This is a genomic window from Enterococcus diestrammenae (genome assembly GCF_049384045.1).
Lineage (GTDB): Bacteria > Bacillota > Bacilli > Lactobacillales > Enterococcaceae > Enterococcus_C > Enterococcus_C diestrammenae.
On sequence record NZ_JBMRGR010000004.1, the window covers coordinates 39,085 to 65,253 of the forward strand.

Below are 26,169 nucleotides of genomic sequence, written 5' to 3' on the forward strand. Positions count from 1 at the left end.
AGTAAGTGTCACTAGTGCACCAACTCTAAGTACTTTCATCTCAGACTTTAGAGCTACTATCAATCCGATTCTGTTTTGCTAAATCTCACCATTTTTACGGTACATATGCATCTCTACAAGAAAATAATTTGCTGGATTTACGAAGCAAAGTGAATAAATCGCTTATCGATAAAACAGGGCGGTCTTGCTGGAGGAGAATGCCTCGGGTTGTAGTGTTAAGGATGTCCGAGGAATTACTCGTTGTTGTCCAACGATTTTGTTGGACTTACAACAAGTTTGACTTCGGCAAGGTAAATGACAACTGTTTTTTGTTGGCATTTACCGGTCCCACTACCAACCGAGGCATTCTCCGTAAGCAAGACCGGCCGGCTTTCTTACGTGTTTGGAGGGAATAGGATCTTAAGCTTGCTTCTCTCTTTTCAGAAAGGTGTTGCGTTGAAAGCTCATTGATTAGGGCGGACCCAGTAACGTGTTCCCAATTTTTTTTTGCCTTACGCGGCTTTTTGGGAAAGTGCCTTTTGGTAAATAAGGTACATTTTTCTGGGGTGGTTGTTATGTATGAACTTTTTTTGGATAAGAAGGCGCGGCTGTTTTTCAATTTGTATCGCCAGTTACAAAGGGAAAATCGCCAATCGTTAGAAGGGATAGCTAAAAAATTAGCTATTTCCCAGTGGTCGGTGATGCGCCTGATTCGCCAGTTTCAATCAATGGGGTTGCACTTACGTTTGGGGATCGATATTTTACGTCAGGAGGGGCGCTTATACTTATTGACACTGGAGGACTTTGATGAAAGGCAACTATTTTTTAGGTTAATGGAAAAAAGTTTGGTTCTCCAGCTATTACAACTTTTATGGCAGCATCCTAATTTTACGGTAGCGGACTTAGCTAAAGCTGTGTTTCAGAGTCCTCCTACGATTCGGCGGGCATTGCGGGAAATCCAGCCCCTGTTGGCCCAATATCAGCTTGACATCAAATTAGGGCAGCCCCCACTTTTACGGGGTAGTGAAGCTGAAATTCGTTTCTTCTATCTTCACTTGCAGTTTTTAACAGCAGGGGTGGAATTTCAACTGAATCAGCAGAAAATTTTGGAGGAATGGCAGAAAGCAGCGATTAGGCGGGATCGTCAAGGGTTGCGGGTGAAAGAAGACTGGTTTGATCGCAATCAGGTGCAAGGTATGCTGAGTCTACCAGATTATCGATTTTCCGGTAAAGGCTTTGATTTTTTATGGCAACAACTCTCGGGATTAGAAACCATTTGGATTCCTTCACTTTTAGAAGAGCTGCTGCCTAAGGAATGGCTGAGAAACCAGAAAGATGGTGGTAAGGAAATCTATCTGGAGTTCTATCGCTTACATCTTTTAGCCTGGCTATTTTCCGGGAACTTAGCGCTATCTTTGGCACCATTGCCGGATAGGCCACAAGGAAATCAACTACTAGAAAAGCTCTTTCACCAACATCTGCCTGGTTATCAGCAATTATTGGACAAGCATCCGGAGCTGCCGTACTGTCATGAACTGATTTTTAGCAAATACCAGCAACAGGCTCAGGTTCATTGGCTATCTTTTCCTCTTATCGAGTAAGCGAAGCAGGTGAGGAGTGACCTGCTTTCTGTGGAAAACTGAAAAAGTGATTAGTGAGAAGTATCGCAAATTTGCGCTACTTCTTTTTTTCGCTAAAGTAGATCTTTCGATTATTTAATCCTAGAAATGCCCAAGGGACGATTATTGTGAAAATAACTTTGGCTTCTTCAAGACTTTTTTTGTGGGGTAAGGTAAAATAATAGATATAGCAAGGATGTAATCGATACCAAAGGAGGGGGAGACATGGGTTTATTCCAGCGACTGTTTGGTAAAAAAAACACGACGCCAGAAACAGCCCCGACGGTTGTTGACTCAGTAAAAGTCGAAAAAACGGCTGTGTCGGAGGAATGGCAAGAGCTACCGTTTTATGTGACAGCGGATGTCCCAGAAAAAGAACTGGTGACGGTGGTGGCGACGGCGATTGCGGCAGGTGATCAGCCAAACTCACAGTTTGTCGTGAAAAAAATTCAAGTCAAAAATCCGGAAGCTCAGTTGGTAAGTTTGATTGCCACGAGCATTGCAGCAGGTGATCAGCCGGATTCACAATTTATCGTCAAAAAAATTTATCAAAGAAAATAGATGGGGGAATGGGTTATGTTACGTAAGTTCAAAATCACAATTGATGGCAAAGAGTACTTAGTAGAAATGGAAGAAATCGGTGGCGTGCCACAACCTGTCACGCCAGTCCCACCAGTAGCAGCTGCTGCACCAATACCAGAACCACAACCAGCGGCACCTACGCCAGCACCTTCAGCACCAGTTGTTTCCACCGGTGATACCCATGGAGCTTTAGAAGCACCTATGCCGGGGACGATTTTTAAAATCTTGGTAAATATTGGGGACACAGTGAAGACCAATCAACCGGTAATGATTTTGGAAGCCATGAAGATGGAAAATGAAATCGTTGCGACTCAGGATGGAACAGTCAAAGCAATCCATGTTAGTCAAGGGGCGATGGTGAATCCTGGTGACCCATTGCTTACCATTTCATAAAAAAGGGGTCCTGGATATGACTAAGACGATACGATTTATGGAAACGGTCTTGCGGGATGGGCAACAAAGTCAAATCGCCACCCGGATGCCGACAGCCGATATGTTACCAATCTTGAAAACCATGGATGAAGCCGGATACTACGCCTTGGAGATGTGGGGTGGGGCGACGTTTGACGCCTGCTTACGCTTTTTAAACGAAGATCCATGGGAACGGCTACGATTGATTCGTAGCGAAATTAAACAAGCCAAGTTGCAGATGTTGCTTCGCGGTCAGAACTTATTAGGCTATAAAAATTATGCCGATGATGTGGTGCGGGAATTTGTCATTAAATCCATCGAAAACGGCATTGATGTGGTACGGGTGTTTGATGCACTAAACGATACGCGAAATTTGCGGACCTCGGTGGAAGCGTGTAAAGAAGCTGGTGGCCATTGTCAGACAGCGATTTGCTATACGACCAGTGATTTTCATACAGTAGACTATTTCGTGAAATTGACCAAAGAAATGGCCGCCCTCGGAGCAGATTCCCTCTGTATCAAGGATATGGCTGGAGTTTTGACGCCAGCAACGGGATTTGAATTGGTGAGCCGAATCAAAGACGTAGTGGATTTGCCATTGCAAGTCCATACTCATGCGACAGCTGGTATTAGCGAGATGACTTATCTCAAGTGTGCTGAAGCTGGAGCGGATATTATCGATACGTGTATTTCTTCTTTTTCTGGTGGGACTAGTCAGCCGGCGACGGAATCGGTGGCGATCGCCCTTGAAGGATTAGGTTTTACTACCGGCTTGCGACAAGATCGATTAGAAAAAATCGCCGATCATTTTGATCCAGTACGGGACCGTTTCCGTAAAGCGGGGACCTTGAATCCCAAGGTCAAAGATACTGAACCAAAATCTTTGGTGTATCAAGTGCCTGGGGGGATGTTGTCAAATCTTTTGAGTCAATTGACGGAACAAGGCAATGCCGATAAATACGATCAAGTACTAAAAGAAGTACCAAAAGTGCGAGCTGATCTGGGGTACCCGCCACTGGTGACCCCTTTGTCGCAAATGGTCGGTACGCAAGCCCTGATGAACGTGCTTTCTGGTGAAGAATATAAGTTAGTGCCTAAAGAAATCAAAGACTATGTCAAAGGTCTTTACGGTAAGCCACCAGTAGCAATCGCCCCAGAAATGGTGCAAAAAATCATCGGGGACGAACCCGTTCAAACCGTCCGTCCAGCTGATTTATTGCCACCGGAAATGCCGGGATTTGCAGAAGAGATCAAACAATACGCGCGGTCTACTGAAGATGTATTAAGCTATGCAGTCTTTCCACAACAAGCCAAAGACTTCCTAGGTCGCCGAGAAGACCCTTTTTACGATGTTCCAGTGCAAAATGTGTCGGTGTCATTGGATATTTAAGCTACCGATTGCTAGACGGTAAAATTTCGAGAGCCAAACTAGTTTGACGAGGGAGGCACATGAAGAAACTTACTTTAAACAAAAAAATTTTACTGGCAGAAATCTTGGTGATAGGGTTCTTTCTGATAGGTCATTTATCGCCGAGTTTAGCCATTCGGACCCATCTGTTTTTTTCTGGACATCCACTAGCCGGAATTAGTTGTCAGTTAACTTTTGTAGAGGCAAAGAGTGATTCTCTGGACGTCTATGAACTATCAGAGGCCGTTCAGGAAAAAGCTACTGGTAGCGTCTTCACTTGCTATGAAGTAACCCATTCTGTGGGTATTCTTTATTTTGCTAAGGCGCAAGGACAAGCATAAGATATAAAAGTCGAAAACAAAAAGAAGCCTCCGTTACTGGTTAATTGGTAACGGAGGCTTCTTTTCAACGCTTGGGTTAGTTTGTTTCACTAGGCAATAAAATAGTCTGACGGCTGCCATCGTCGTAGGCATACACTTCTTTTGGCAAGTCATAGCTATAAGGGAAAGGCAAGTCGATGGCCATCTCCACATTGCTATCTTCTTGAGAAAAGTGCATAGTGACGGTGCCGTTGTTATTGATTAAATCGAAGGCGATCAAATTACTCAATGGAATCACGCCTTTTAAATCAAGGTCAATGATTACCCAAATGCTGTCAATAAGCTCACCGGGCATGCTGGAGACAATGCCTACGGAGGCGTAACGGCTGCGATGACTGTCAAATACTTCATACATAATCAAAACCTCCTAAAAAGAATCAAAGTCACTGATTTGTCGTCAAATGACCTGGTTAATGGTTTGTTTTCACTTATTAAAAGAAAGAAGTCTCTAGTTGTATGATACTGGAAAGGGGCCAAAATGAAAACGAATGTGTCTTGGCCTTTAAGTTTTGGCAAAAAAGAGCCTCCATTTATCAAAATGGAGGGAAGTTCAGCAATCAGGTCTCGTTGGTTTTTAATTTTTTTAAGGCGTAACGATCATAAATAAGGCGGAAGAGACAACCGATTACTAAAAGTAGCCCAACCCAGTCAAAACGCTTTTCGACGATGAAGTAATAAATGAAAAGTAGCAGGCAAGCAATCAATAAAACAGCATCAAGATAAAAAAGAAATTTCCATACCCTCATCATGATTCCTCCTTAATAACGCTACCAACTATAGGATAGTCTCATTATAAACGATAACTATCAAAATGGAACAACTATTGAGGGTGCTTGGAGGCCTAAATAAATAGCACTTACAAGAAGTGGTCTCTTGCAAGTGCTACATTAGTCATGATTTAGTTATTTAAATAAACTTATTCGGCTTCTTTTTCACCAATAACTTCTGGTTGCGCTGCTTCGCCGGCTTCTTCGTCAGCTACTTCTTCTGCTTGAGGTTCCATGATGGCTACGATTTGTTCTTCACCATCGGTAACGATTGTATAGTCGTCCACTTTTGGAAGATCAGCAACTGTCAAAGCATCACCAATTGCCAAGTCAGTGATATCGACTTCGATACGTTCTGGCAATTTGTCAGGTGTTGCAGAAACAACCACACTGTACAAGTTTTGGGCAACAACACCACCGGATTTAGCACCGACAGATTCACCAACCAAGAGGATTTCTGCTTCGACTTCGGTTTCTTCAGACATGTTGACTGATAAGAATTCCACGTGAGTCAAAGTACGGGTGAAGGTATCTGCTTGGGTCTCTTTGATCAAAGTATTGACTTTTTTGCCGTCAACATCCATAGTGATGACGGTGTTGGCACCGTGGTCACGCAAGATTTTTTCTAGTTCTGCTGCAGAAACTGCTACCGGTGTACTTTCCACTTGGTAACCATTGATGATAGCAGGGACTTTCCCTTCATGACGCAATTTGTTGCGTAGGGAACGGGGACGGACTTCACGTTTTTCGACTGTTAATGATACTGACATAACTTGTTTCCTCCTAAATATTGAGTGTACTGCAAGGCGTCCTGTAGAAATCGATGCTCGCTTTGTTGCAACAGTGTTTTTCTGCTTCATACAAAGCGAATGCGCTGCCGTAGTAACGGTTTTTGTCACCTGAAATTTACCGGGTGATTGCCGAGGCTTCCACGACGGGAGGCACGATTGCCGTTGGCCTTGAAGAACAGTCATTTTTTAAAAGCAAATCTCGTTACTCTGCACATTGGATGGTGCGCACGATTGTACGCAAAAAAGGTAGTTGAAGACACAACTACCCAGCTTAAAGTTAAGTTCAACTTCGCCACCAGGCATGACACTGTGTGGAGCAAGAATTATTTACTTTACCTATTAACCTTAGGACGATTTTTCAATAAAGTCAAGGAAAGTGCTGGCGGGGCTTTTCATAAATTAAAAATATTGTCCCTTTTTTTCGGCGAAATCATCCCAGGAGAAAAAGCTCTCCGCCGTGTCAGGAAGAGGATTAGCCAGTTTTGAAGGAGACAGATCTAGGAAAAAAGATTGGAGCAAAAGACATGCGTTTGGATAAACTAATTGAAAAGCAGTTACAGACCAGCCGCAAACAGATGAAACGTTTATTTTTATCAGGGAAGGTGCGCGTCGATGGGCAAATCGAGTTGCGAGAAAACCGTAATGTCGACTCTAAGCTTCATGAAATTGTGGTTTCTGGGGAGCGATTAGTAACTGAAGAGCATTATTTTTTGATGAATAAACCAGCCGGTATCGTCACGGCAAATCACGATCACCAGCATCAAACCGTGATAGACCTACTAGCCCCTGCTGATCGGGTACCGGGAATCTATAGTGTGGGTCGATTGGATCGAGATACGACGGGCTTGGTTTTACTCACCAATAATGGGCCACTGGGGTTTGATTTGTTGCATCCGACCCGTAAAGTTAGTAAGGTTTATGAGGCCTTGGTGAACGAGTTGGTGACAGAAGCTGATGTGCTCGCTTTCGCTCAAGGAATCGTTTTTACTGGAGGAGAAGCTTGTCAGCCGGCTAAACTGGTGCCCCTATGGTATGATGACAAAAATGGTTACAGTCAAGTCCAGCTGACGATTGCAGAAGGCAAATTTCATCAAGTGAAAAAAATGTTTCTCGCTCGAGGAAAGAAAGTCATTGCTTTGAAGCGCATCGCCTTGGGACCATTGAACTTGCCTGCGGATTTGCCGGTAGGTGGTTACCGCCCTTTGTCATTAGCAGAGCTGGGGAGCTTGAAACCATACTTTTTATCCTAAAGTAAAAAAGCACTAGAAAGAGGGACTACTGTGAATTTTCAAACCTTATTATTTGATGTAGACGATACGTTATTGGACTTTCAGGCAGCCGAAGACCAGGCTCTACAGCGATTGTTTCGTGAGAAGAAGGTAGCATGGTCTCCAGCAATCAAGGCAGCCTATCAGCAAGTCAATCAGCAGTTGTGGCGGGACTATGAACTGGGGAAAATTTCTCGAAATGAAGTCACGGATACACGCTTTGGTAAGTTTTTTGCGACGTTGAATCAACGAGTGGATAGCCCTAAAATGGATCAACAATATCGGAGCTATCTGGCCCAAGGTAGTCAGTTATTGGCAAATAGTCGGGAAATTGTTGCCGACCTAGCCCAAAAGGCGGACTTGTATATCGTGACGAATGGTGTTTCAGAAACACAACGAAATCGTTTGACCAAAGCGGGGTTGTTGCCTTATTTTAAAGATATTTTTGTTTCTGAAGAGACGGGGTATCAAAAACCTATGAAAGAGTTTTTTGACTATGTTTTTCAGCGGATTCCCAATTTCAAGGCTAGCGAAACAGTGATTATCGGCGACTCTTTGACTTCGGATATTCAAGGGGGGCAAGGGGCAGGGATTGCTACCGTATGGCTGAATCCCGAACAACAGCCCCTCCTTCCAGGGATTACCCCCACTTATGAAATTCGTCAATTAGCCGAACTTTACCAAATTTTAGGATCAGACAATCCCTTAGCCAATAGGAAAAAATCCTTAGCAACGGGTCAAAAGTAAGCGGGAATGCGAAAAAACGTGGCATTTTCCCATCATTCTCTCTATAATGTTAGCTAGTGCGTCCAGCCAGCAGAAAGCCAGAATGACATGACTTAATGACGGTGTCACTCTTTCTTTCTGGGATTTGAAAAAAGGAGAGTTTTTCTATGCCTGCCAATAAACCTATTTTAATCGGTGTCACCGGTGGTTCAGGAAGTGGTAAAACCAGTGTCAGTCGTGCCATTTTCAATCATTTTCCCGATCATTCCATCATGATGTTGGAACAAGATTCTTACTACAAAGACCAATCAAACTTGAGCTTTGAAGAACGTCTGAATACCAACTACGACCATCCCTTTGCTTTTGATACCGACTTATTGATTGCCCATGTGGAGCAGTTAATGCGCTTTGAAAGTATCGAAAAACCCGTGTATGACTATGTTGCCCATACTCGTTCAGAAGTAACCATCTTGCAAGAACCCAAAGAAGTCATTATTTTGGAAGGCATTTTGGTTTTGGCAGATGAACGGTTACGTGACTTGATGGATATCAAACTCTATGTGGATACCGATGATGATATCCGTATCATTCGACGGATCAAGCGAGATATGGAAGAACGGGGCCGGACGTTGGATTCGGTCATCGAACAATATCTATCGGTGGTTAAACCGATGTACCATCAATTTATCGAACCCACCAAGCGGTATGCTGATATCATCATCCCAGAAGGTGGCGAAAACCATGTCGCTATTGACCTTTTGGCGACAAAAGTCGGTACTTTTTTAAACCATGATTAGTTAATTCTTAAGAAAAGACGCTCCTTGTTGTAAAGACAACAAGGAGCGTCTTTTCTTGATTTCCATAAATGAATTCATCGCCTCCAGAAAATGAGACGTGGCAAAGAGTAGAGGGGATTAAGATTAGCCAGTCTCCTTGAAAAGAAATAATCCCTCAAATGGGCATCTTGAAGTTCCAAACGGGCAAGCGCTTATTTCTAGGAACAGGTAGAAGGGTCGCTAGCGGAGTTGATGAAACGTAGCCCATTTCCCTTGACTAGTTTGCTATTGTCATCGGAGTTTTCCTGAGAGCGTTGAGTCAGTCAAAATGCGGATTATTTAAATTTTTGTTGAACAGTATATACTAAATAGTATATACTGTTTTCGAAGAGGAAAGAGGGGACGAGATGAAGCGGATTTCCCGTAATAAGTTGGTTATTGCGATTATTTATAGCTTGATATCCTCCATTGGACTAAACATGTTTTGGCTGCCAGGAAATATTTACGCCAATGGGCTAACTGGGCTGTCGCAACTACTAGTCCAACTGGGAAGGGATTATGCCGGTCTGCACCTCACCTTGCCTGCTGTAGTTTTGCTTTTTAATCTTCCTTTGTTACTTTTGGCTTGGTATAAGATTGATCGCATCTTCACCTTGTATACGATTTTTGCGGTGGTGCTGACATCAGTGGTGATGAAACTAGTGCCCGTGATTCAGCTGACCAGGGATCCAGTCATTTGTGGTGTCTTTGGTGGTGTGCTACATGGGTTTTCAGTGGGGCTGACGTTAAATAGTGATTTTTCTACTGGTGGATTAGATATTATTGGCATCTTGGTAAAGAAGGTCACTGGACGAAGTATCGGTAGTTTTTTCATTGCTTTCAATCTTATTTTGCAGTTCTTTGCGGGGGCGCTATACGGTTGGCAGTATGCTTTTTATAGTGCCGCAGCGGTCTTTATCAGCGGTCGGGTCGTGGATTATGTCAATGTAAAACAAAAACGAGTGCAAGTGCTGATCGTCACCGAACATGCCCAACAGTTGACGGCTTGTTTGCAGGCTGACTGTGGTCGTGGGATTACGGTTATCAATGATGTGGAGGGCGCCTTTGATCATCAACAGAAAAAACTCTTGATGATGGTGGTCTCTCAGCGGGAGCTTAAGTTGGTCAAAGCCGTGGTTGAAAAAGTGGATCGAAAAGCGTTTGTCTCTGTGGCATCGGGAATCAGTGCTAACCGCGTTTTTTATGAGTATTAAACGAGAGACTGTATCAGCATGGGACAGCTCTCTTGAAGTCAACAAACCATCGAAGGAGGACACCGATGACGACAACTAAAAAAGTTTTTCAAGAAGTTGCTAATCAATTGCGGCAACAAATCGCAAAAGGAGTCTATCAACCAGGGCAAAAATTACCTTCAGAATATGAGCTGGCCACCTTGTTTCAAGTTAGTCGATTGACTATTCGTAAAGCTTTAGCACTTTTGATGGATGAACATCTTTTGGCGAAAGAACCTGGTAAAGGGACCTATGTGATGAAGCCCAGTAAAGTTGCTAGTGGTGCAGGTGGCTTGCAAAGTTTTACGGAAAAAGCGAGACAAGAGGGACGAATGCCAATGACCAAAGTCTTAGCTTGTGAAGTGGCGACTGAACTGCCTCAATCGGTCGCAGTCTTTTTTGGCGATCAAGAGGAATTGATCGTACCCGTTTGGCGGATACAGCGGCTTCGTTTTTGGGAGGATGAGCCCATGACATTGGAAGAGCAATATGTACCTCAACGTTTTCTGCCAGAGGTTTCTAAGGAATTATTGCAGGGTTCGTTATTTGAAGCATTAGAAAAACAGGTAGAAATCGGCTATTCCCATCAAGAAGTCGAAGCAGTGCTGGCAGATGAAGAAAAAAGTCGGTTATTAGCGGTCACGGTGGGGGCACCGTTACTTTTGGTTCATTCGCTAACCTATTCACCGGCCGGGATACCGGTGCTTTATGATACATCTTACTATCGAGGGGATAAGTATACCTTTCGCAATACATTACAGAGGAAGCGATATCGATGAGAGACTACCAAGGGTTAGTAGCAACTCACTGGGAGGATTTTTTACAGGTACTGGCTCAGATGATGGCCATTCCTAGTGTCAAGGGGGCACCGGTTGCTGGAGCACCTTTTGGAGAAAAGCCGCGGGCAGCCTTAGATTTGGCCTTATCTTTGGGGAAAGCATGGGGCTTTAAGACGGGGCTGGTCAACGAGGCAGTGGCATACGTTGAATGGCAAGGGCAACATACGCCAGCTACTTCTAAGGATTATATTGGAATTGTTGGACATTTGGATGTGGTGGCGGCAGGTACGGGATGGCATTTCCCGCCTTTTGCTTTGACCCAAGACCAAGAAACCTTGTATGGCCGCGGAATTCTTGATAACAAAGGGCCCATCATGAGTTGTTTATACGGGTTAAAACTGTTAAAAGATCAAGGCTATCAGCCGGATAAGACGGTTCGCATCCTACTGGGAAGTGACGAAGAAAGTGGCATGTCGGATATTCCTCTTTATCTAGCAAAAGAAGTGCCGCCGACTTTTGGGTTTACACCTGATTGCAAATATCCCGTGGTTTATGGTGAACGGGGAGTGGTAGGCGTTTCCTTAGTGACAGCCTTCGCGCCAGAGGAACTGGCCAAGATGGGGACAATTGTCGGAGAGCAAAATCCTGCTAGCGTACCAGATCAGTTGGCAGTGACTTTGAGTGATGGACAGACCCTGACTGCAACTGGGGTGAGAAGTCCTAGTAATGCTCCAGAACTAGGTAAAAATGCGATTACCCTATTGGCGGAAAAATTGGCGACGACCGCTTTGCTGGCACCTCGAATCAGGCAGTATTTTCAATGGGTGGTTACGAGTTTTCATGAACAACATCACGGAGAAGGCATTGATTTAATGTTAGCAGATCCAGACTCGGGAAAACTGATAGTTACTCCGATATCGCTACAGAAAATCGCAGAAGACCAGTTGGAGTTGCGGCTTTCTTTTCGTTACCCAGTGACGGTGTCAGAAGATAGGGTCTTATCAGGACTTGAAAAAGCACTTTTTTCCGGGACCCAACTGACTGTAACCCGACGCCTGCCTAGTGTCGTCAAAGACAAAGACGGGGTCGAAATTCAAAAATTAACTCAGGTCTATGAACAAGCTACCGGGTTATCTGGCAGACCAGTGACTACCACCGGTGGTACCTATGCACGAAAAATGCCGAATATCATCGCTTTTGGTCCTTCTTTTCCGGGACAAAAAGGCATCGCCCATAATCATGATGAATATATGACAGTAGCTGATTTACAAAAGAATTTAGAAATTTATATCGCAGCGATAGAAGCATTGACGACAGCGTAAATGAACAGAGAAATGAGGGAAAGACGATGTGGGGAATTATTGCAACTTGGCGAATGGCTCATGATGGCGTTTTAGCCGCTAAAGAAATGTTAGCAGCTGATGCTTTTGCGGGGGATGCCATGGAAACCGCCATAAAAATGGTGGAGGATTATCCTTATTATAAATCGGTAGGCTACGGGGGCTTGCCCAATGAAACAGGTATTTTGGAGATGGATGCCGCGTATATGGACGGGACGACTTTTGCTATCGGGGCTGTCGCAGGCATCACTGATGTTCCCAATCCAATCGCTGTCGCCCGTCAGTTGAGTCATGAGAAATTCAATAGTTTTCGGGTGGGGGCAGGGGCGACCCAGTATGCCATGCTGGCAGGCTTCCCCCGCAAAAATATGCTGACTGAGCGCGCCCGCCGAATTTGGGAAAAGCGCTGTGAAGAGATTGCTAAAACGAATTTAAGTCCGTATGATGGCCATGATACGGTGGGGATGGTCTGCCTTGATCAAAACCAAAGGATGACGGTGGGGACTTCCAGTTCTGGTTTATTTATGAAAAAAGCAGGACGAGTGGGGGATTCGCCTTTATCGGGATCGGGTTTTTATGTGGATGCGGAAATCGGAGGCGCAGCTGCTACCGGCTTAGGGGAAGACTTGATGAAAGGTTGTCTTTCTTATGAGATTGTCCAGTTGATGGCAAGTGGGCTGACGCCACAAGCCGCTTGTGACAAGGCGGTTTACGACTTTACGGAAAAACTGACCCGACGGTATGGCAAGGCAGGAGCTTTCTCATTAGTTGCTATGAATAATCAAGGGCAATGGGGAGTGGCGACCAATGTTGAATTTACCTTTAGCGTAGCAGTTAAAGATGGGGTGTGTGGCATCTTTATGGCCAAACCAGGTGAAAATCAGACGACAGTCATTGAACCGATTACGCAAGAATGGTTGGATGCCTACGAGAAGCGAATTAAAGCACCAGTTTAATGGAAGAGTTTGTATCTTCTTGAAATCGTGAGACTAAAAAAACGGGCAACCATCGTTGGTAGCCCGTTTTTTGGTCTTATGAAAGAAAGCTGATAACACTTAAATACGCAATTTACTAAACGCGGGAAAAACGATGAGCGCGTTTGGAGACTAGAGATTGCTTTTATTTCGGTTTGCAATCAGTTAGAACTAATTTTGCTGTTGTTTTTCTCTTTTTACAAAACTTTTCCGATAAATTAATTCTGAACCCAATAAAACGGTTTTCGTAATGCGACGGGGATAGGTGAGTTGGTCGGCTAAGAGCTCGATGGCAGTTTTGGCCATTTCCTCAACATCAATTCGATAGGTAGTCAAAGGAGGAGAGACAAACTGTGCAATCTCGTTGTCATTGATGGAAATGATGGCAAGTTGCCCGGGCAATTTGATACCTAGTTCATTGAAGGCTTGCAAGGCACCAATTGCAAGGGTATCTGAAGCAATAAAGCAAGCTTCTGGTAGTGCATCACCTAGCTGATGCACCATATCGCTCGCTAGTTGGTAGCCTTCATCAATACTAAAAAGGCCTTCCGAATAGATATATTGCTCTTGCAACAGACCTTTAGAAGTTAAATAATCTCGAAAAACACGCTCGCGACTATCTAATTCCTCTTTTCCAGTTTGCGGATTACGATAGGTTCCACCGATAAAACCAATCCGGGTAAAGCCAGCTGCGAGAAATTCGTCGATGGCATCGCGTGTCATGGAGTCTGTGTCTGGCTTGACAGTGTCAAAGTGTTTAGGACAGAGGTTAATTTCAAGTAGCACCCCTTTTAACCCTTTTTGTTTCAAAATCATTAAGTCATCATGAGTTAAATCTCCCACACCAATAAAACCAGTGATGTCTTCTGGCAGCTGCGCTAATTGTAAACGATCGGTAATAAATTGAATCTCCATGTTGGCTTCTTTACCGAATTTAAGCAGTGCATTTTGGACTTGGGTGAAGTACATATCTTGAATAACTTGTGCTCGATTGAGGAAGAAAGGAATGGCGATCTTATACAATGTTGTTTTTATTTTTGAGCGATCATAACCCATACTCAAAGCGGTAGAGATGATATGCTTTTTCGTATCAGGAGTGATGGAGAGGCTTTCATCCCCTTTAAACAAACGAGAAATGGTAGCCTGAGAATAGCCCGAGGCTGCTGAAATATCTTTGATGGTAACCATAGTAAACCCTCACTTTCCTCTTTATCATAACGCAAGTAAAGAATAAAGTAAATTTATTTACTATTTAAATCGTAAATCATTCAAAAATACTAGTGATTTAATAGGGAATTTTGCTTCTTTCAGCATAAATTAGCAAAAAAATAAATAAAAGTATTTACAAAATTAGTAAATTAATTTATTATAAAAATGTAGATAGCGTTTCCACAAATGATAAGGGAGTGTAAAATATGAAAAAATCAAGATTGGCTATTTTGACGTTAGGTGCAACAGTGTTGGCATTGGCAGGTTGTGGACCCAAAGAAAGTTCTAGTGCTGCTGATTCTGGTTCCGACGGTAAAGGGCAAGAAGGTACAGTTGAATTATTAGTATGGGAAGATCAAGCGAAGACTGCTGGGATTGAAGATGCGGTTGCTACTTTTGAAAAAGAAAATAATGTCAAAATCAAAGTGGTAGAAAAAGCTTACGCTGGTCAGATTGAAGACTTACGTTTAGATGGGCCAGCCGGTACTGGCGCAGATGTCATCACGATTCCTGGTGATCAAATCGGAACTGCAGTGACAGAAGGTTTAGTGAAAGAGTTAGATGTAGATGATGCCACTAAAGAAATCTACACGGAAGCAGCAATGACTTCACAAATTGTGGATGGCAAAGTGTATGGCTTACCAAAAGCCGTGGAAACCCAAGTCCTTTATTACAACAAGGATTTAATTTCTGAAGACCAATTACCTACGACATTGGATGAATGGTATGACTACTCCAAGAAGATTACCGATAATGAAAAAGACAAATATGGCTTAATTGCGACGTTTGATCAAATCTACTATGCTCAAGGGATTATGGGGGGATATGGTGGCTATATCTTTGGTCAAAATGACGATGGTAGCTACAATCCAGATGATATCGGCTTAGCAAATGATGGTGCCATTGAAGGGGCAGAAGTCGTTCAGAAATTTTACGCTGATAAGGTATTGCCATCTGGTCTTGTTGGTGAACAGGGTACAAATGTTTTGGACTCCTTGTTTACTGAAGGAAAAGCAGCTGCTGTGATTTCAGGTCCATGGAATTTGGCGCCATACAAAGAAGCTGGGATTGACTATGGGGTCAAAGAATTGCCAATGTTGGGCAATGGTGAACATATGGGTTCATTCATCGGTGTGAAGAGCTACAACGTCTCCAGTTACTCTAAACATCCGGAAATTGCTGAAAAGTTTGTTGAATTCATCACTAACGAAGAAAATTCAAAAGTTCGTTATGAAAAAACACAAGAAGTACCTGCTGTAGCTGCTTTAGCTGATGATCCCGTCGTACAAGAAAGTGAAGGGGCAGTGGCTATTGCTACTCAATCCCAGTACGCTGAATTGACGCCAGGGATTACTGCGATGAATGCTGTTTGGGAACCTATCGATGCAGCTTTGCAAACGATTGCCACTGGTAAAGCAGAACCAAAAGCTGCCTTGCCAGCAGCAGTGAACCAAATCAAGTCTGCGATTGCAGCGACCCAGTGAGAAACTAACTAATGAGGGTCTGTAGATAAAACTGCCGACAATATGTGACACCAAGCTTGGGAGTCAGAGAAAAGCCAACTGAATGGTTCTTTTATGGCTCCCAAGAACTTTTTTAAGACAATGGTAGCTGACGTAAAGTCGGCGGACCGTTGTAGAACATAGGGGAGAGAATACAAATGGAAATGAACATCACCCAAGATTCATCTCGCAAAAAAAAGGCGGCGCTTCTCTCAATCATTCCTGGAGTGGGGCAATTTTACAATAAGCAAATTATCAAAGGCGCAATTTTTCTTATTTTCTTCGTAGCTTACCTTTTCGTTTTTAAAGATCTTTTCAATATGGGAATATGGGGACTCCTTACCTTGGGGACTGAGGTTCCACGAGACAACTCCATTTTCTTATTGGCGGAAGGCTTAGTTGCCTTGATTGTCATTAGTTTTGGTTTACTTTTTTACTTTTTGAATATTCGTGATGCGTATAAAAATGGTGAAAAAATCGGTATGGGACATAAGCCAGCAACCATTCGAGAATCTTACCAAGCATTGTTAGCAGAAGGTTATCCATATTTAATCAGTAGTCCAGCCTTCTTACTGCTAGTCTTCTCGGTCATTTTTCCGATCCTTTTTAGTATTGCGTTAGCTTTTACGAATTATGACTTGTATCACTCAGCACCGGCAAACTTGGCTGATTGGGTGGGACTGGAGACTTTTGCCAAAATTTTTACCGTGGATATCTGGCGGAGTACCTTCTTTGGAGTCATGGGGTGGACGATTGTCTGGACCTTGGTGGCTTCGACATTGCAAGTGGCGATTGGCGTGTTTCTTGCTATCGTAGTGCATCAAAAAGAAGTCCGCTTCAAGAAGTTTTTCCGGACGATTTTGGTTCTTCCATGGGCCGTCCCAGGTTTCGTGACTATCTTGGTCTTTGCGGGCCTGTTCAATGATAGTTTCGGTGCAGTGAACAATGTCATTTTGGATTTCTTCCATATTTCCCCGATTCCTTGGCTAAATGATGCCAACTGGACTCGGCTTGCATTGTTGATCATCCAAGGCTGGTTAGGCTTTCCGTACATCTTTATCGTGACCACTGGGACCTTGCAATCGATTCCTGATGATCTATACGAAGCAGCGACTATCGATGGCGCAACGGCTTTTCAGAAGTTTAAAACGATTACTTTGCCCTTGGTCTTGTATGCGATGGCACCAATCATCATCACTCAGTATACTTTCAATTTTAATAACTTTAATATCATCTATCTCTTTAATGCAGGTGGGCCGGCTGTACCAGGGTCCACAGCAGGAGGAACCGATATCTTAGTTTCTTGGATATATAAACTGACGATGCAAAACAGTCAGTATGCATTGGCAGCAGCTTTGACGATTCTCTTATCAATTTTTGTCATTGCTATCGCATTGTGGCAGTTCCGTCGCACCAATTCATTTAAAGAGGAGGTCTAAGTCATGGAAGTACATGTTTCAAGTATTAAACGCCAACGTACGATAAGAATGACCTTTACCTACTTATTGCTAGTGGCAATGGTGGTTGTGATCATTTATCCATTGTTATGGGCAGTGGGGGCTAGTTTCAACCCTGGGAATAGCTTGGTTTCCACCAGCTTAATCCCTGCTAATCCAACTACAGTCCACTATGAGAAACTATTTGCTGGTGAAGGCTCGTTGCTTTATGGTCAGTGGTATGTCAATTCATTGAAGATCAGCTTCTTTACCATGTTACTGACCCTCATCAGTGTTTCTTTCACGGCTTATGCATTTTCTCGTTTCCGCTTTACCGGACGAAAAAATGGCTTGATGCTCTTCTTGCTTTTGCAGATGATTCCGCAGTTTTCAGCATTGATTGCAATTTTTGTCTTGGCGCAAATGTTGGGTATGATTAATAGTCATTGGCTGTTGATTTTGATTTATGTCGGCGGTCAGATTCCCATGAATACGTATCTTTTGAAAGGCTATTTTGATTCGATTCCACTGGATTTGGATGAGAGTGCCAAGTTGGACGGAGCCAGTAATACAAGAATCTTCTGGCAAATTTTGATGCCTTTGTCACGGCCGATGTTAGCCGTGGTGGCTATGAATGGATTCACTGGACCTTTGGGAGACTTTGCTTTATCCTCAGTGCTATTGCGCAATCCAGAGTATTATACGTTGCCGATCGGTTTGTACAAATTGGTGACAGATAAGATGGGGGCTAGCTACACCACTTTTGCGGCGGGGGCGATTTTGATTAGTATCCCGATCGCTTTAGTCTTCTTGTTATTGCAAAAACATTTCGTGTCAGGCTTGACCGCCGGCGGAACGAAAGGATAGTTGTTGGTATGAATAACTATATGAAAGAATCCCGTTTACTTCACGGAGGCGATTATAATCCGGATCAGTGGCTAGATTATCCAGAGATTTTGGCTAAGGATTTGGAAATGATGGGACAAGCTCATGTGAACACAGTCTCGGTGGGTATTTTTGCATGGAGCGCGCTGGAACCTCGTGAAGGGGAATTTCACTTTGAATGGTTGGACAAAATCATGGATGATGTCCATGGGATGGGAGGCAACGTTATTTTAGCCACACCTAGTGGCGCGCGGCCGGCTTGGCTGTCCCAGAAGTATCCAGAAGTTTTACGCACCAATGCCAAACGGGAAAAGATGCTTCACGGTGGTCGCCACAACCATTGTTTTTCTTCACCAATCTATCGAGAAAAAGTTGCCATTATTAACCGTAAATTAGCTGAGCGTTATGGACAGCATCCGGCTTTGTTGATGTGGCATATTTCCAATGAATATGGTGGGGATTGCCATTGCGAGTATTGCCAGGAGAATTTTCGCACTTGGTTGAAAGCCAAGTACGGTAGCCTGGAAGCTTTGAATAAGGCTTGGTGGGGACCGTTTTGGAGTCATAGTTTTAGTGACTGGTCGCAAGTGGCGTCTCCGTCACCTTTGGGAGAGTCGGCGGTCCATGGGTTAAACTTGGACTGGAAACGGTTTGTGACAGATCAGACCATCGATTTTTATCGTCACGAAATCAAAGACATTCGGCGTTTGACGCCAGATGTGCCAGTAACCACTAATTTTATGGCAGACACGATGGACTTGGTACCTTTTTACAGCTTGGATTACGAAAAATTTGCCAAAGAGGTGGATGTCGTAAGTTGGGATTGTTATCCCGCATGGCACAACGATTGGGAGACCACCGCTGATTTGGCTAGTAAAGTCGGCTTTATCGACGACTTGTATCGCAGTTTGAAAGGGAAATCTTTTTTAATCATGGAATCCACGCCAAGTGGGGTTAACTGGCATCCGGTAAATAAGACCAAACGACCGGGGATGCACCTGTTAAGTGCAATGCAACACATTGCTCATGGATCGGATAGCAATCTTTATTTTCAATGGCGGAAATCTCGTGGCTCTTCGGAAAAATTCCATGGAGCAGTAGTGGATCATGACAATTCGACGGACAACCGAGTTTTCCAAGAAGTCGCCCAAGTTGGTAAGTTGATGGAAAAGATTGCCGCTGTTAAAGGTGCCAATAAACAAGCAAAAGTCGCCATTTTATATGATTGGGACAATAATTGGGCCTTAGACGATGCCCAAGGATTTGCGCAAGCTACCAAACGTTACCCCCAGACTTGCCAAGCTCATTATCGCTATTTCTGGGATCGGGATATCCCAGTGGATGTGGTGACGCCGAACTATGATTTGAGTCAGTACGATTTAGTGGTGGCACCGATGTTGTATTTATTGACGGAAACCAATATGCAGCATTTAGCAGATTTCGTCAAAGGTGGCGGCCGCTTAGTGAGTACCTATCTCACCGGAATCGTCAACGAGTCCGATTTGACGTATATTAATGGTTGGCCGGCCACTTTGCAAGAATTATTTGGTGTCAAAGTTAAGGAAACCGACGTCTATTACCCAAGAGATCACAATCAAGTGGTAATGGCGGATACAAGCTATTCTGTGAAAGACTATGCAGCTTTGTTGGAAGTTTTGGATTCGGAAATTGTGGCTCGTTATGGTGAAGATTTCTATGCCGGAGAAGCTGCTGTGACGAAGAAAACCACTGGTAACGGTACTGCCTACTTTGTGGGAGCACGAACGGACAATGATTTCTTAGTTGAATTTTATCAAGAAGTAACGGCAGGTTTGAACTTGGTTCCATCTTTGGTAGTCGCTGGGGATCCGGAAGTTTCAGTCCAAATGCGCACCGGTTCTAAAGGTGACTTTACCTTTGTTATGAATTTTTCTGAAATGACTAAAACAATCACCTTGGCGAGGGAGCAAGTGGATCTCTTGACTGGTAAAACAGTGCCAACTCAGCTTGAATTGCAACCTTATCAAGTGTGTGTGTTTCAAGGTTAGCTAGATAATAAAGCAAGTAAATGATAGATGCCCGTCAAGGTACGACGGGCGTTTTTTGTGGATAAAATATTGAGTGACGTTTGACATTTTCCAAAATCCTGATATGATGAACAACATGCGATGAGCCGAAAAGTCGACATCTGTCGACGATTCAACCATAGCCGCAACGAGGATCGCACCTCACCTGCCGGATTTGCAGGGTGGCTGAAGGGCAGGTAGTGGACGACCAGCCTTTCTATCGTCAATCTGACGGTATTGGAAGCAGACGGGTAGCCTTAATTGGTTACCCGTCTTTTTGCTGTGAAACACAGTGATTGGCTGCTGAAAGCAGACAGAACTGATGTTGAACAGTACTAGGCGACGAAAGGAGCGTAGTCCCCTTCGTATAGAAACACGACAGCTAATTATTAGGCGCGGACACTTTGTTTAACCATCCAGTCTTCTCTTGTTATACTAGAAGCAGGACAACCAACGTTTAAGTTAAGAAGGGTTGGCAACGATTATGGAGGTGACAAGATGATTCGTTATGGCATCATCAGTACCGCGCAAGTAGTGCCCCGCTTTGTAGCTGGAGTGAAGGAAAGTCAGTCTGGCGAAGTGGTGGCGCTGGCTTCTCGAAATCTGGCTAAAGCCCAACAAGTTGCGACAGAGCTGGAGATCCCTAAGGCTTATGGGAGTTATGAAGAATTGTACGCAGATTCGACCATCGATATTGTTTATATTGCGACTTACAATCAAGGGCATTATGCTGCAGCTAAACAAGCTTTGTCGGCTGGGAAGTCGGTGTTATTGGAAAAGCCATTTACATTGGCCGCTACCGAGGCGGAAGAACTTTTTGCCTTGGCAAAAGCAAAAGGGTTATTTTTGATGGAAGCCCAAAAAGCCTTATTCTTGCCAGCGACGACGGCAGTCCGTCAAGGGATTGCCGCTGGGGTGATTGGCGAGGTGAAGCGCATCGAGTCCGTAACTTCTTATCCCCATATCGACCATATTAGCTGGTTTCATGATTTGGCGGCCGGTGGTGGGGTGTTGCGGAGTTCCGGCAGTTATCCGTTGCAATACATGCAGCAAATTACCGGTGAAAAAATTACCAGTATCACGGGAACGAGTATCATGCCCGCTGGTGAAAGTGATTTACAGACGACCTTAGCCCTACAGCTAGGTGAAGGGATCTTAGCGAGCGTATTTTTGACGGTGGAGCTGGATTTGCCTAGCCAAATGACGATTTACGGTACGAAAGGCAAGATTGTTATTCCTCATTTTTGGAAGGCCAATCGCGTGAGTTTTGAGCCGACTGGTGAAGTCAATCAGCGTTTCTTTCCTTTTGACAGCGAGTTTGTTTACGAGGTGGAGCATGTCAATGATTGCTTGAAAAAAGGACGAAGCCAAAGTCCGGTGATGACGCCGGAGTTGACCATTGAGACGGTCAAGCAAGTGGAAGGTCTGTATCATAGTTGGCAATAAAACCAAATAGCCTACCCAGAAAATGGGGTAGGCTATTTATCTACTGTCATTTATTTTATCGGGATTCGGATCCGAAATAAGACGCCCTTTGGTTGCCAATCGTGAACGGAGATGCGGCCGGCGTGGGCAGTGACGATTTGTTTCGCGATGGCTAGGCCAAGACCGTAGCCACCAGTTTGTTTGCCACGGGCGGGATCAGTGCGGTGGAAGCGTTCGAAGATTTGCTTCTTCTCGTCGTCAGGGATGGCTGGTCCGGTATTTTTGACCTCTAGCAGCCAGGTGTCCCCTCCAGAGATTTCCGATTGGAGCAGGATCCTATCGCCGGCGGTAGTGTATTTCAGTGCATTGTCCAATAAAATAACTAAAAGTTGATGGATTTTACGCTCGTCGACAGAAACCGGAGTTTTGGCAAAATTTTCCACAAGAAAGAGCTTATCTTCCATCTCGGCAATCTCTTGAAATGGCGGTACTAAGCCCTCGATGAAGCTAGCTGGTTGCAAGGGTTGCTTATCCAGCACTTCTTCGTTGGCATCGCTTCTGGCAATGGTTAATAAATCCGTAGTAAGCCCATTGAGTCGTCGGGTTTCATTTAAGGCTTGGGCGATGCTTTCTGATTCTTCCATAATCGTGTGATTGGGCTTGGTGAAGAGTCGCTGTAAGGAATTTTGGATAATCGTTAGTGGCGTCCGCAACTCGTGGGAGGCATTTTCGACAAATTCCTGTTGCTTTTTCCAGGAGGCCAAGATGGGTTTCATATTTTGTTTGGAGATAAAGTAACTGACCGCAATGGACAACAACCAAAACAAAATCATACATAAAAGCAAAATTGTTTGGAAAGTTTGCATCGATTGGGTAATCTGATCGGTGTTTTCCATAAATTGAGCGTAGGCAACGTTGGAATCACCAGCGTCAGCAACCGGGATAGTCAAGGAATGGAAAGTCATCTTGCTACCGGCCTCTTCTCCGTCAGCGATGCTAATCTCTGTCACTTGCTCCAGCTTGCTAGTATCCAAGGTCAGGTTTTGTAATTCGTTAAAGCGCCCTCCTAAGACTTCTTTATTCAAAAGTTCTCCGGTGGCAGACCAGAGGATGACTTGAGAGTTGAAACGATTGCCAGCAGGATCATCAGTTTCGCCAGCGTTTTTTGGGGGAACCGGCATGTTTTCGATAGGATTTAAAAAAGGATTGTCCTGCTGGTAACGCTGGATTTCCCAATCAATCCGTGTTTGATTCTGAGACATTTTCTTCAAGGACTCATCCGTTTGACGATACGCAGAACTTTGCAACATCTGTAAGGTAATAAAACCCAGTGCCAAGAAAATCACCGCAAAAGCTGCCACATTTAAGAAGAAAAACTTAAGCCGCTGCTTGCGGGAGCTATCCGTATTCACTGGCAATCAGTCCCTTCTTTTATATTTTTTCTTGTAAAATGTACCCGACGTTGCGGAGGGTTTTGAAGTGTTTGTCCACCCCGCTAGGTTTTAAGTGTTTCCGCAAATGGCTCATGTACACTTCCACAACGGTGATGGTAGTCTCAGAGTCAAAGCCCCAGATACGGTCGAAAATCTGCTCTTTAGTGATAATCACATCTTTATTTTGGATGAAATAAACCAAAAGCTCGAATTCTTTTCCCTGAATCGGGAGCAGTTGACCATCCTGACAGCTGACTTCATTTTTTGCCAAGTTGCATGTAAGGGGGCCAAATGTCAGCAAGTTTTCATCATATAACCCAAGGGAACGCTTCAGCAGGGCTTTGACCCGCAAAATCAGTTCTTCTCGATAAAAGGGTTTGGTCAAATAATCGTCCGCCCCTTTTTGGAAGCCGGTCACCTTGTCTTCTAGGCCATCTTTGGCTGTCAGGATTAAGACTGGTGTCTGGATATTTTGTTGCCGGAGCTCGGCTAAGACTTGATAGCCATTTTTTTCCGGTAACATCAAATCCAGCAAAATCAGATCGTAGACGCCGGTCTCCGCTTCGTACAAGCCTTCAGCACCGTCATACGCTTGGGTGATTTCGCCAATACCACTGAGAATTTCTTTGATATCTTCAGAGAGAGTTTGCTCATCTTCTACTACTAATAGTTTAATCATTTAATTCACCTCGTCTTCGCCAAAAACTAGTTGTTCTTACAGCTAAAGTTTTGGCGTTTTTTGCGTAGTTTACTTTCATTCTACCATTGTTCCCATAAAGCCAGCTTAAATAGCATTTAAAAAAAGTTGTCGGGGTTAAGGGGCAGTTAAGTTGCAGGTTCTAAAGTATAGACAGCAAGGGCGCTTGAAAGCTTGCTTCGTCAGCAGTCGACAAGCGCTACACGTGATTTGCAAGTACCTCTCAGAGCGAGAAGGAGGATATCTATGAAACTAAAGAAAGCTTTTGAGCGTAAAGAAACCAAATACACCATGTCAGAAGAAACATTTCACCAATTTCAAACAGAACTCAATCAATGGATGCAGGTAGATGAATTCGGTCTACACACGATTATGTCCCTTTATTTTGACACTCCAGATTATGTGATGATTCAACATTCCATGGAAAAACCAAAATACAAGGAAAAGTTCCGCATCCGGAGTTATGGCGTACCTGATGAGCAGTCGACCATCTTTTTGGAAAGCAAGAAAAAAATCAAAGGGATTGTTTATAAACGTCGGATCCCCGTCAGCTATCAAGCTTATCGCAATTGGCAAACAGGGCAGGGACCATTTCCTGAAAGCCCCGACACACCCCAAATTAATCGCGAATTAAAATGGCTTTTTGCTCAGTACCATGAGTTAGCGCCGCGAGTGCTGATTGCGTATGACCGAATGTCGTATTTTTATGAAGAGGATCCAGATTTTCGTGTGACCTTTGATCAGCGGATACGCTATCGGGATACGGATTTGGATTTGACTAAAGGAAGCGGCGGCGCCTTGGTGGCTCCAGAAATTGGCGTCTTGATGGAAGTCAAAGCAATGGGAGCTTATCCTTTGTGGTTTGTTCATCTATTGACCAAATATGGTCTTAAGAAAGATAGTTTTTCAAAATATGCCTTCACCTATCGTCGTCACTTAGCTGATCATTTGGCACCGATTGAACAATTGCGAGAAGGCCGTGCAAAAGCGGCGAGTTTGGAGGAGTTATCCTCTTGGCAGATTGCTGCTATGAGTGAAAGCACACCACCTGCAAGTAACAGTCGGACTGCTTGGAAAACAGTAGCACCGACTTATTCACACCACTCAAAATAACCATCTGGAGGAATTTATCATGTTAGAAAGTTTATACACCAACGGGACTGAAAGCTTGTCCTTTTCACAATTAGGCATTTGCATGCTGATCTCCTTGGCCCTAGGACTGCTAGTGGCGGCGATGCATATGTACCGCAATACCTACTCAAAGAATTTCATCATCACTTTAGTTATTTTGCCCGTCTTGGTGCAGTCCGTCATCATGTTGGTCAACGGCAACCTCGGCACCGGGATGGCGGTCGTGGGGGCTTTTAGCTTGATTCGTTTTCGCTCAGTCCCAGGGGGCTCACGCGAAATCACCAGCATCTTCTGGTCAATGGCAATCGGCTTGGCTACCGGGATGGGCTATGCCGGCTTTATCGTCGTCTTGTCGGTGATTGTCGCTATCGCTTTAGTTATTTTGTACAGCCTGCCTTTTGCGGAACATCCGAAAGTTGCCGAACGGGATTTGAAAGTTACGATTCCCGAAGACTTGGATTATCCTCATTTGTTTGATGATCTGTTTGAAAACTATGCTCACAGTTCAAATCTGGAATCCGTCCGCACCACGACGATGGGGAGTGTCTACGAATTGCGCTACCGTCTTCTGTTGAAAGATAGCAACCATGAAAAAGAACTCATCGACGAAATCCGTGTCCGTAATGGTAATTTGCCGGTCGTTTTAGGTAAAGCCGCCACTAATCGAGATGAATTGTAAATTCCTTGAAGACACTGAAGAACGTGGCAAAAACAGGAAGTCACTTTCTTCGGTTCCACAATTGATGGCAAGAAAAAGGTGAAATTTAGCTCCGTAGGAATTGGTATGACGGTAGCTAGACCGGCAAATGCCAAATAAAGACCGATTTGTCATTTGCCTCTGAGCTTCAAACTTAGAGTAAGCGTCACAAGCGCCACTAACTCTAAGTATTTTCATCTCAGTCTTTAAAGCTACTGTTATACCAATTCTACTACGCTAAATTTCACCTTTTTCACGATATGTTTGCTACATTTTCAAGAAAGAGAATTGCTAGCCTTGAATAGCAAAAGATAGTCAATCAATTATCAACAAAATAGGGTGGAATTGCTTGATTTATAGCTTATGCTAGTTCGTTTGAAGCAGTGCTTTTCTGCTTCATGCTAGCGTAAGCGACGCAATGAACTGTATGCGTAGTCTCTATGACTAGCAGTCCAATGGTATACGGCACGAGAATCAAACTGATTTTTCGCTTTTTGAAAGATCAATTCTTTAATACGAGAAAGGATGCCAGTTGGACTTGCAAGATTTACCTAGTCCAATGGTATACGGCTCGAGAATCAAACTGATTTTTCGCTTTTTGAAAAATCAATTCTTTAATACGAGAAAGGAGTGGTTCC

General features: G+C 44.0%; 24 protein-coding genes and 1 pseudogene. 19 read left to right on the top strand and 6 right to left on the bottom strand.

Annotation, left to right across the window (positions count from 1 at the left end; all coding sequences use genetic code 11):
* Positions 1–554 precede the first annotated feature (554 nt).
* The 5 genes from ACO03U_RS04125 to ACO03U_RS04145 all read left to right on the top strand — a co-directional run bounded on the left by ACO03U_RS04125 (position 555) and on the right by ACO03U_RS04145 (position 4,340).
* Positions 555–1,580 (top strand): helix-turn-helix domain-containing protein, encoded by a 1,026-nt coding sequence (locus ACO03U_RS04125; RefSeq protein WP_204685730.1) that lies wholly within the window; start codon positions 555–557, stop codon positions 1,578–1,580.
* A gap of 243 nt (positions 1,581–1,823) precedes the next feature.
* Positions 1,824–2,159: a hypothetical protein gene (locus ACO03U_RS04130; RefSeq protein ID WP_204685731.1), complete on the top strand. Its 336-nt coding sequence runs from the start codon at positions 1,824–1,826 to the stop codon at positions 2,157–2,159.
* A 15-nt stretch (positions 2,160–2,174) separates the two neighbouring features.
* Complete coding sequence (locus ACO03U_RS04135) at positions 2,175–2,573, top strand: acetyl-CoA carboxylase biotin carboxyl carrier protein subunit (protein ID WP_204685733.1); 399 nt, start codon at positions 2,175–2,177, stop codon at positions 2,571–2,573.
* Between the two features lie 16 nt (positions 2,574–2,589).
* Positions 2,590–3,981 carry an oxaloacetate decarboxylase subunit alpha gene (locus tag ACO03U_RS04140; protein ID WP_204685734.1) on the top strand — a complete coding sequence of 464 codons (1,392 nt, stop codon included), beginning with the start codon at positions 2,590–2,592 and terminating at the stop codon, positions 3,979–3,981.
* Between the two features lie 59 nt (positions 3,982–4,040).
* Positions 4,041–4,340: a hypothetical protein gene (locus ACO03U_RS04145; protein ID WP_204685735.1), complete on the top strand. Its 300-nt coding sequence runs from the start codon at positions 4,041–4,043 to the stop codon at positions 4,338–4,340.
* A 76-nt stretch (positions 4,341–4,416) separates the two neighbouring features.
* Here ACO03U_RS04145 and ACO03U_RS04150 read toward each other — a convergent pair whose 3' ends face one another.
* The 3 genes from ACO03U_RS04150 to ACO03U_RS04160 form a co-directional block, all read right to left on the bottom strand.
* Complete coding sequence (locus tag ACO03U_RS04150; protein ID WP_161868197.1) at positions 4,417–4,734, bottom strand: DUF960 domain-containing protein; 318 nt, start codon at positions 4,732–4,734, stop codon at positions 4,417–4,419.
* Between the two features lie 202 nt (positions 4,735–4,936).
* Positions 4,937–5,125 carry a hypothetical protein gene (locus ACO03U_RS04155; protein WP_204685736.1) on the bottom strand — a complete coding sequence of 63 codons (189 nt, stop codon included), beginning with the start codon at positions 5,123–5,125 and terminating at the stop codon, positions 4,937–4,939.
* 170 nt (positions 5,126–5,295) lie between these two features.
* Positions 5,296–5,916 carry a 50S ribosomal protein L25/general stress protein Ctc gene (locus ACO03U_RS04160; RefSeq protein WP_161868194.1) on the bottom strand — a complete coding sequence of 207 codons (621 nt, stop codon included), beginning with the start codon at positions 5,914–5,916 and terminating at the stop codon, positions 5,296–5,298.
* A 545-nt stretch (positions 5,917–6,461) separates the two neighbouring features.
* Here ACO03U_RS04160 and ACO03U_RS04165 point away from each other — a divergent pair.
* The 7 genes from ACO03U_RS04165 to ACO03U_RS04195 all read left to right on the top strand — a co-directional run bounded on the left by ACO03U_RS04165 (position 6,462) and on the right by ACO03U_RS04195 (position 13,053).
* Positions 6,462–7,187 carry a 16S rRNA pseudouridine(516) synthase gene (locus ACO03U_RS04165; protein WP_204686037.1) on the top strand — a complete coding sequence of 242 codons (726 nt, stop codon included), beginning with the start codon at positions 6,462–6,464 and terminating at the stop codon, positions 7,185–7,187.
* A gap of 30 nt (positions 7,188–7,217) precedes the next feature.
* Positions 7,218–7,952 (top strand): YjjG family noncanonical pyrimidine nucleotidase, encoded by a 735-nt coding sequence (locus ACO03U_RS04170; RefSeq protein ID WP_204685738.1) that lies wholly within the window; start codon positions 7,218–7,220, stop codon positions 7,950–7,952.
* Positions 7,953–8,098: 146 nt separating this feature from the next.
* Positions 8,099–8,728 carry a uridine kinase gene (udk, locus tag ACO03U_RS04175; RefSeq protein ID WP_204685740.1) on the top strand — a complete coding sequence of 210 codons (630 nt, stop codon included), beginning with the start codon at positions 8,099–8,101 and terminating at the stop codon, positions 8,726–8,728.
* A gap of 386 nt (positions 8,729–9,114) precedes the next feature.
* A complete protein-coding gene (locus tag ACO03U_RS04180; RefSeq protein WP_204685741.1) occupies positions 9,115–9,960 on the top strand; it encodes a YitT family protein in 846 nt (281 codons plus the stop codon).
* A gap of 65 nt (positions 9,961–10,025) precedes the next feature.
* Positions 10,026–10,757 (top strand): GntR family transcriptional regulator, LSA1692 subfamily, encoded by a 732-nt coding sequence (locus ACO03U_RS04185; protein WP_204685743.1) that lies wholly within the window; start codon positions 10,026–10,028, stop codon positions 10,755–10,757.
* Entirely contained in the window at positions 10,754–12,079 is a 1,326-nt protein-coding gene (locus ACO03U_RS04190) for a Sapep family Mn(2+)-dependent dipeptidase (protein ID WP_204685744.1), read from the top strand. The genes ACO03U_RS04185 and ACO03U_RS04190 overlap by 4 nt, the downstream gene beginning before the upstream one ends.
* 26 nt (positions 12,080–12,105) lie before the next feature.
* Positions 12,106–13,053, top strand: coding sequence for a glycosylasparaginase (locus ACO03U_RS04195; protein WP_204685745.1), 948 nt, complete (start codon positions 12,106–12,108; stop codon positions 13,051–13,053).
* Positions 13,054–13,242: 189 nt separating this feature from the next.
* Here the strand turns inward: ACO03U_RS04195 and ACO03U_RS04200 are convergent, their stop codons facing one another.
* On the bottom strand, positions 13,243–14,259 hold the full coding sequence (locus ACO03U_RS04200; RefSeq protein WP_204685746.1) for a LacI family DNA-binding transcriptional regulator: 1,017 nt from the start codon (positions 14,257–14,259) through the stop codon (positions 13,243–13,245).
* 227 nt (positions 14,260–14,486) lie between these two features.
* Between ACO03U_RS04200 and ganS the strand changes: the two genes are divergently transcribed.
* The 5 genes from ganS to ACO03U_RS04225 all read left to right on the top strand — a co-directional run bounded on the left by ganS (position 14,487) and on the right by ACO03U_RS04225 (position 21,594).
* Positions 14,487–15,764 carry a galactooligosaccharide ABC transporter substrate-binding protein GanS gene (ganS, locus tag ACO03U_RS04205; RefSeq protein ID WP_204685747.1) on the top strand — a complete coding sequence of 426 codons (1,278 nt, stop codon included), beginning with the start codon at positions 14,487–14,489 and terminating at the stop codon, positions 15,762–15,764.
* Positions 15,765–15,940: 176 nt separating this feature from the next.
* Positions 15,941–17,221, top strand: a complete 1,281-nt coding sequence (gene ganP, locus ACO03U_RS04210) for a galactooligosaccharide ABC transporter permease GanP (RefSeq protein ID WP_416336751.1) — start codon at positions 15,941–15,943, stop codon at positions 17,219–17,221.
* Between the two features lie 3 nt (positions 17,222–17,224).
* Positions 17,225–18,085, top strand: a complete 861-nt coding sequence (gene ganQ / locus ACO03U_RS04215) for a galactooligosaccharide ABC transporter permease GanQ (protein WP_204685749.1) — start codon at positions 17,225–17,227, stop codon at positions 18,083–18,085.
* A gap of 8 nt (positions 18,086–18,093) precedes the next feature.
* Entirely contained in the window at positions 18,094–20,130 is a 2,037-nt protein-coding gene (locus ACO03U_RS04220) for a beta-galactosidase (protein ID WP_204685750.1), read from the top strand.
* A gap of 516 nt (positions 20,131–20,646) precedes the next feature.
* Positions 20,647–21,594, top strand: a complete 948-nt coding sequence (locus tag ACO03U_RS04225) for a Gfo/Idh/MocA family protein (protein ID WP_204685752.1) — start codon at positions 20,647–20,649, stop codon at positions 21,592–21,594.
* Positions 21,595–21,644: 50 nt separating this feature from the next.
* Here the strand turns inward: ACO03U_RS04225 and ACO03U_RS04230 are convergent, their stop codons facing one another.
* Positions 21,645–22,985: an ATP-binding protein gene (locus ACO03U_RS04230; protein WP_204686038.1), complete on the bottom strand. Its 1,341-nt coding sequence runs from the start codon at positions 22,983–22,985 to the stop codon at positions 21,645–21,647.
* A gap of 19 nt (positions 22,986–23,004) precedes the next feature.
* The gene (locus tag ACO03U_RS04235) at positions 23,005–23,685 is read right to left on the bottom strand and encodes a response regulator transcription factor (protein WP_161868176.1); all 681 of its coding nucleotides are present in this window, start codon (positions 23,683–23,685) and stop codon (positions 23,005–23,007) included.
* Positions 23,686–23,949: 264 nt separating this feature from the next.
* On the opposite strand from ACO03U_RS04235, the pseudogene ACO03U_RS04240 reads away from it, so the two are divergent.
* Together ACO03U_RS04240 and ACO03U_RS04245 are read left to right on the top strand one after the other, a co-directional pair.
* Positions 23,950–24,642 (top strand): annotated as a pseudogene (locus ACO03U_RS04240) (VTC domain-containing protein); the annotation flags it as partial.
* Between the two features lie 193 nt (positions 24,643–24,835).
* Positions 24,836–25,513 carry a DUF4956 domain-containing protein gene (locus ACO03U_RS04245; RefSeq protein WP_204685756.1) on the top strand — a complete coding sequence of 226 codons (678 nt, stop codon included), beginning with the start codon at positions 24,836–24,838 and terminating at the stop codon, positions 25,511–25,513.
* Positions 25,514–26,169: the final 656 nt, after the last annotated feature.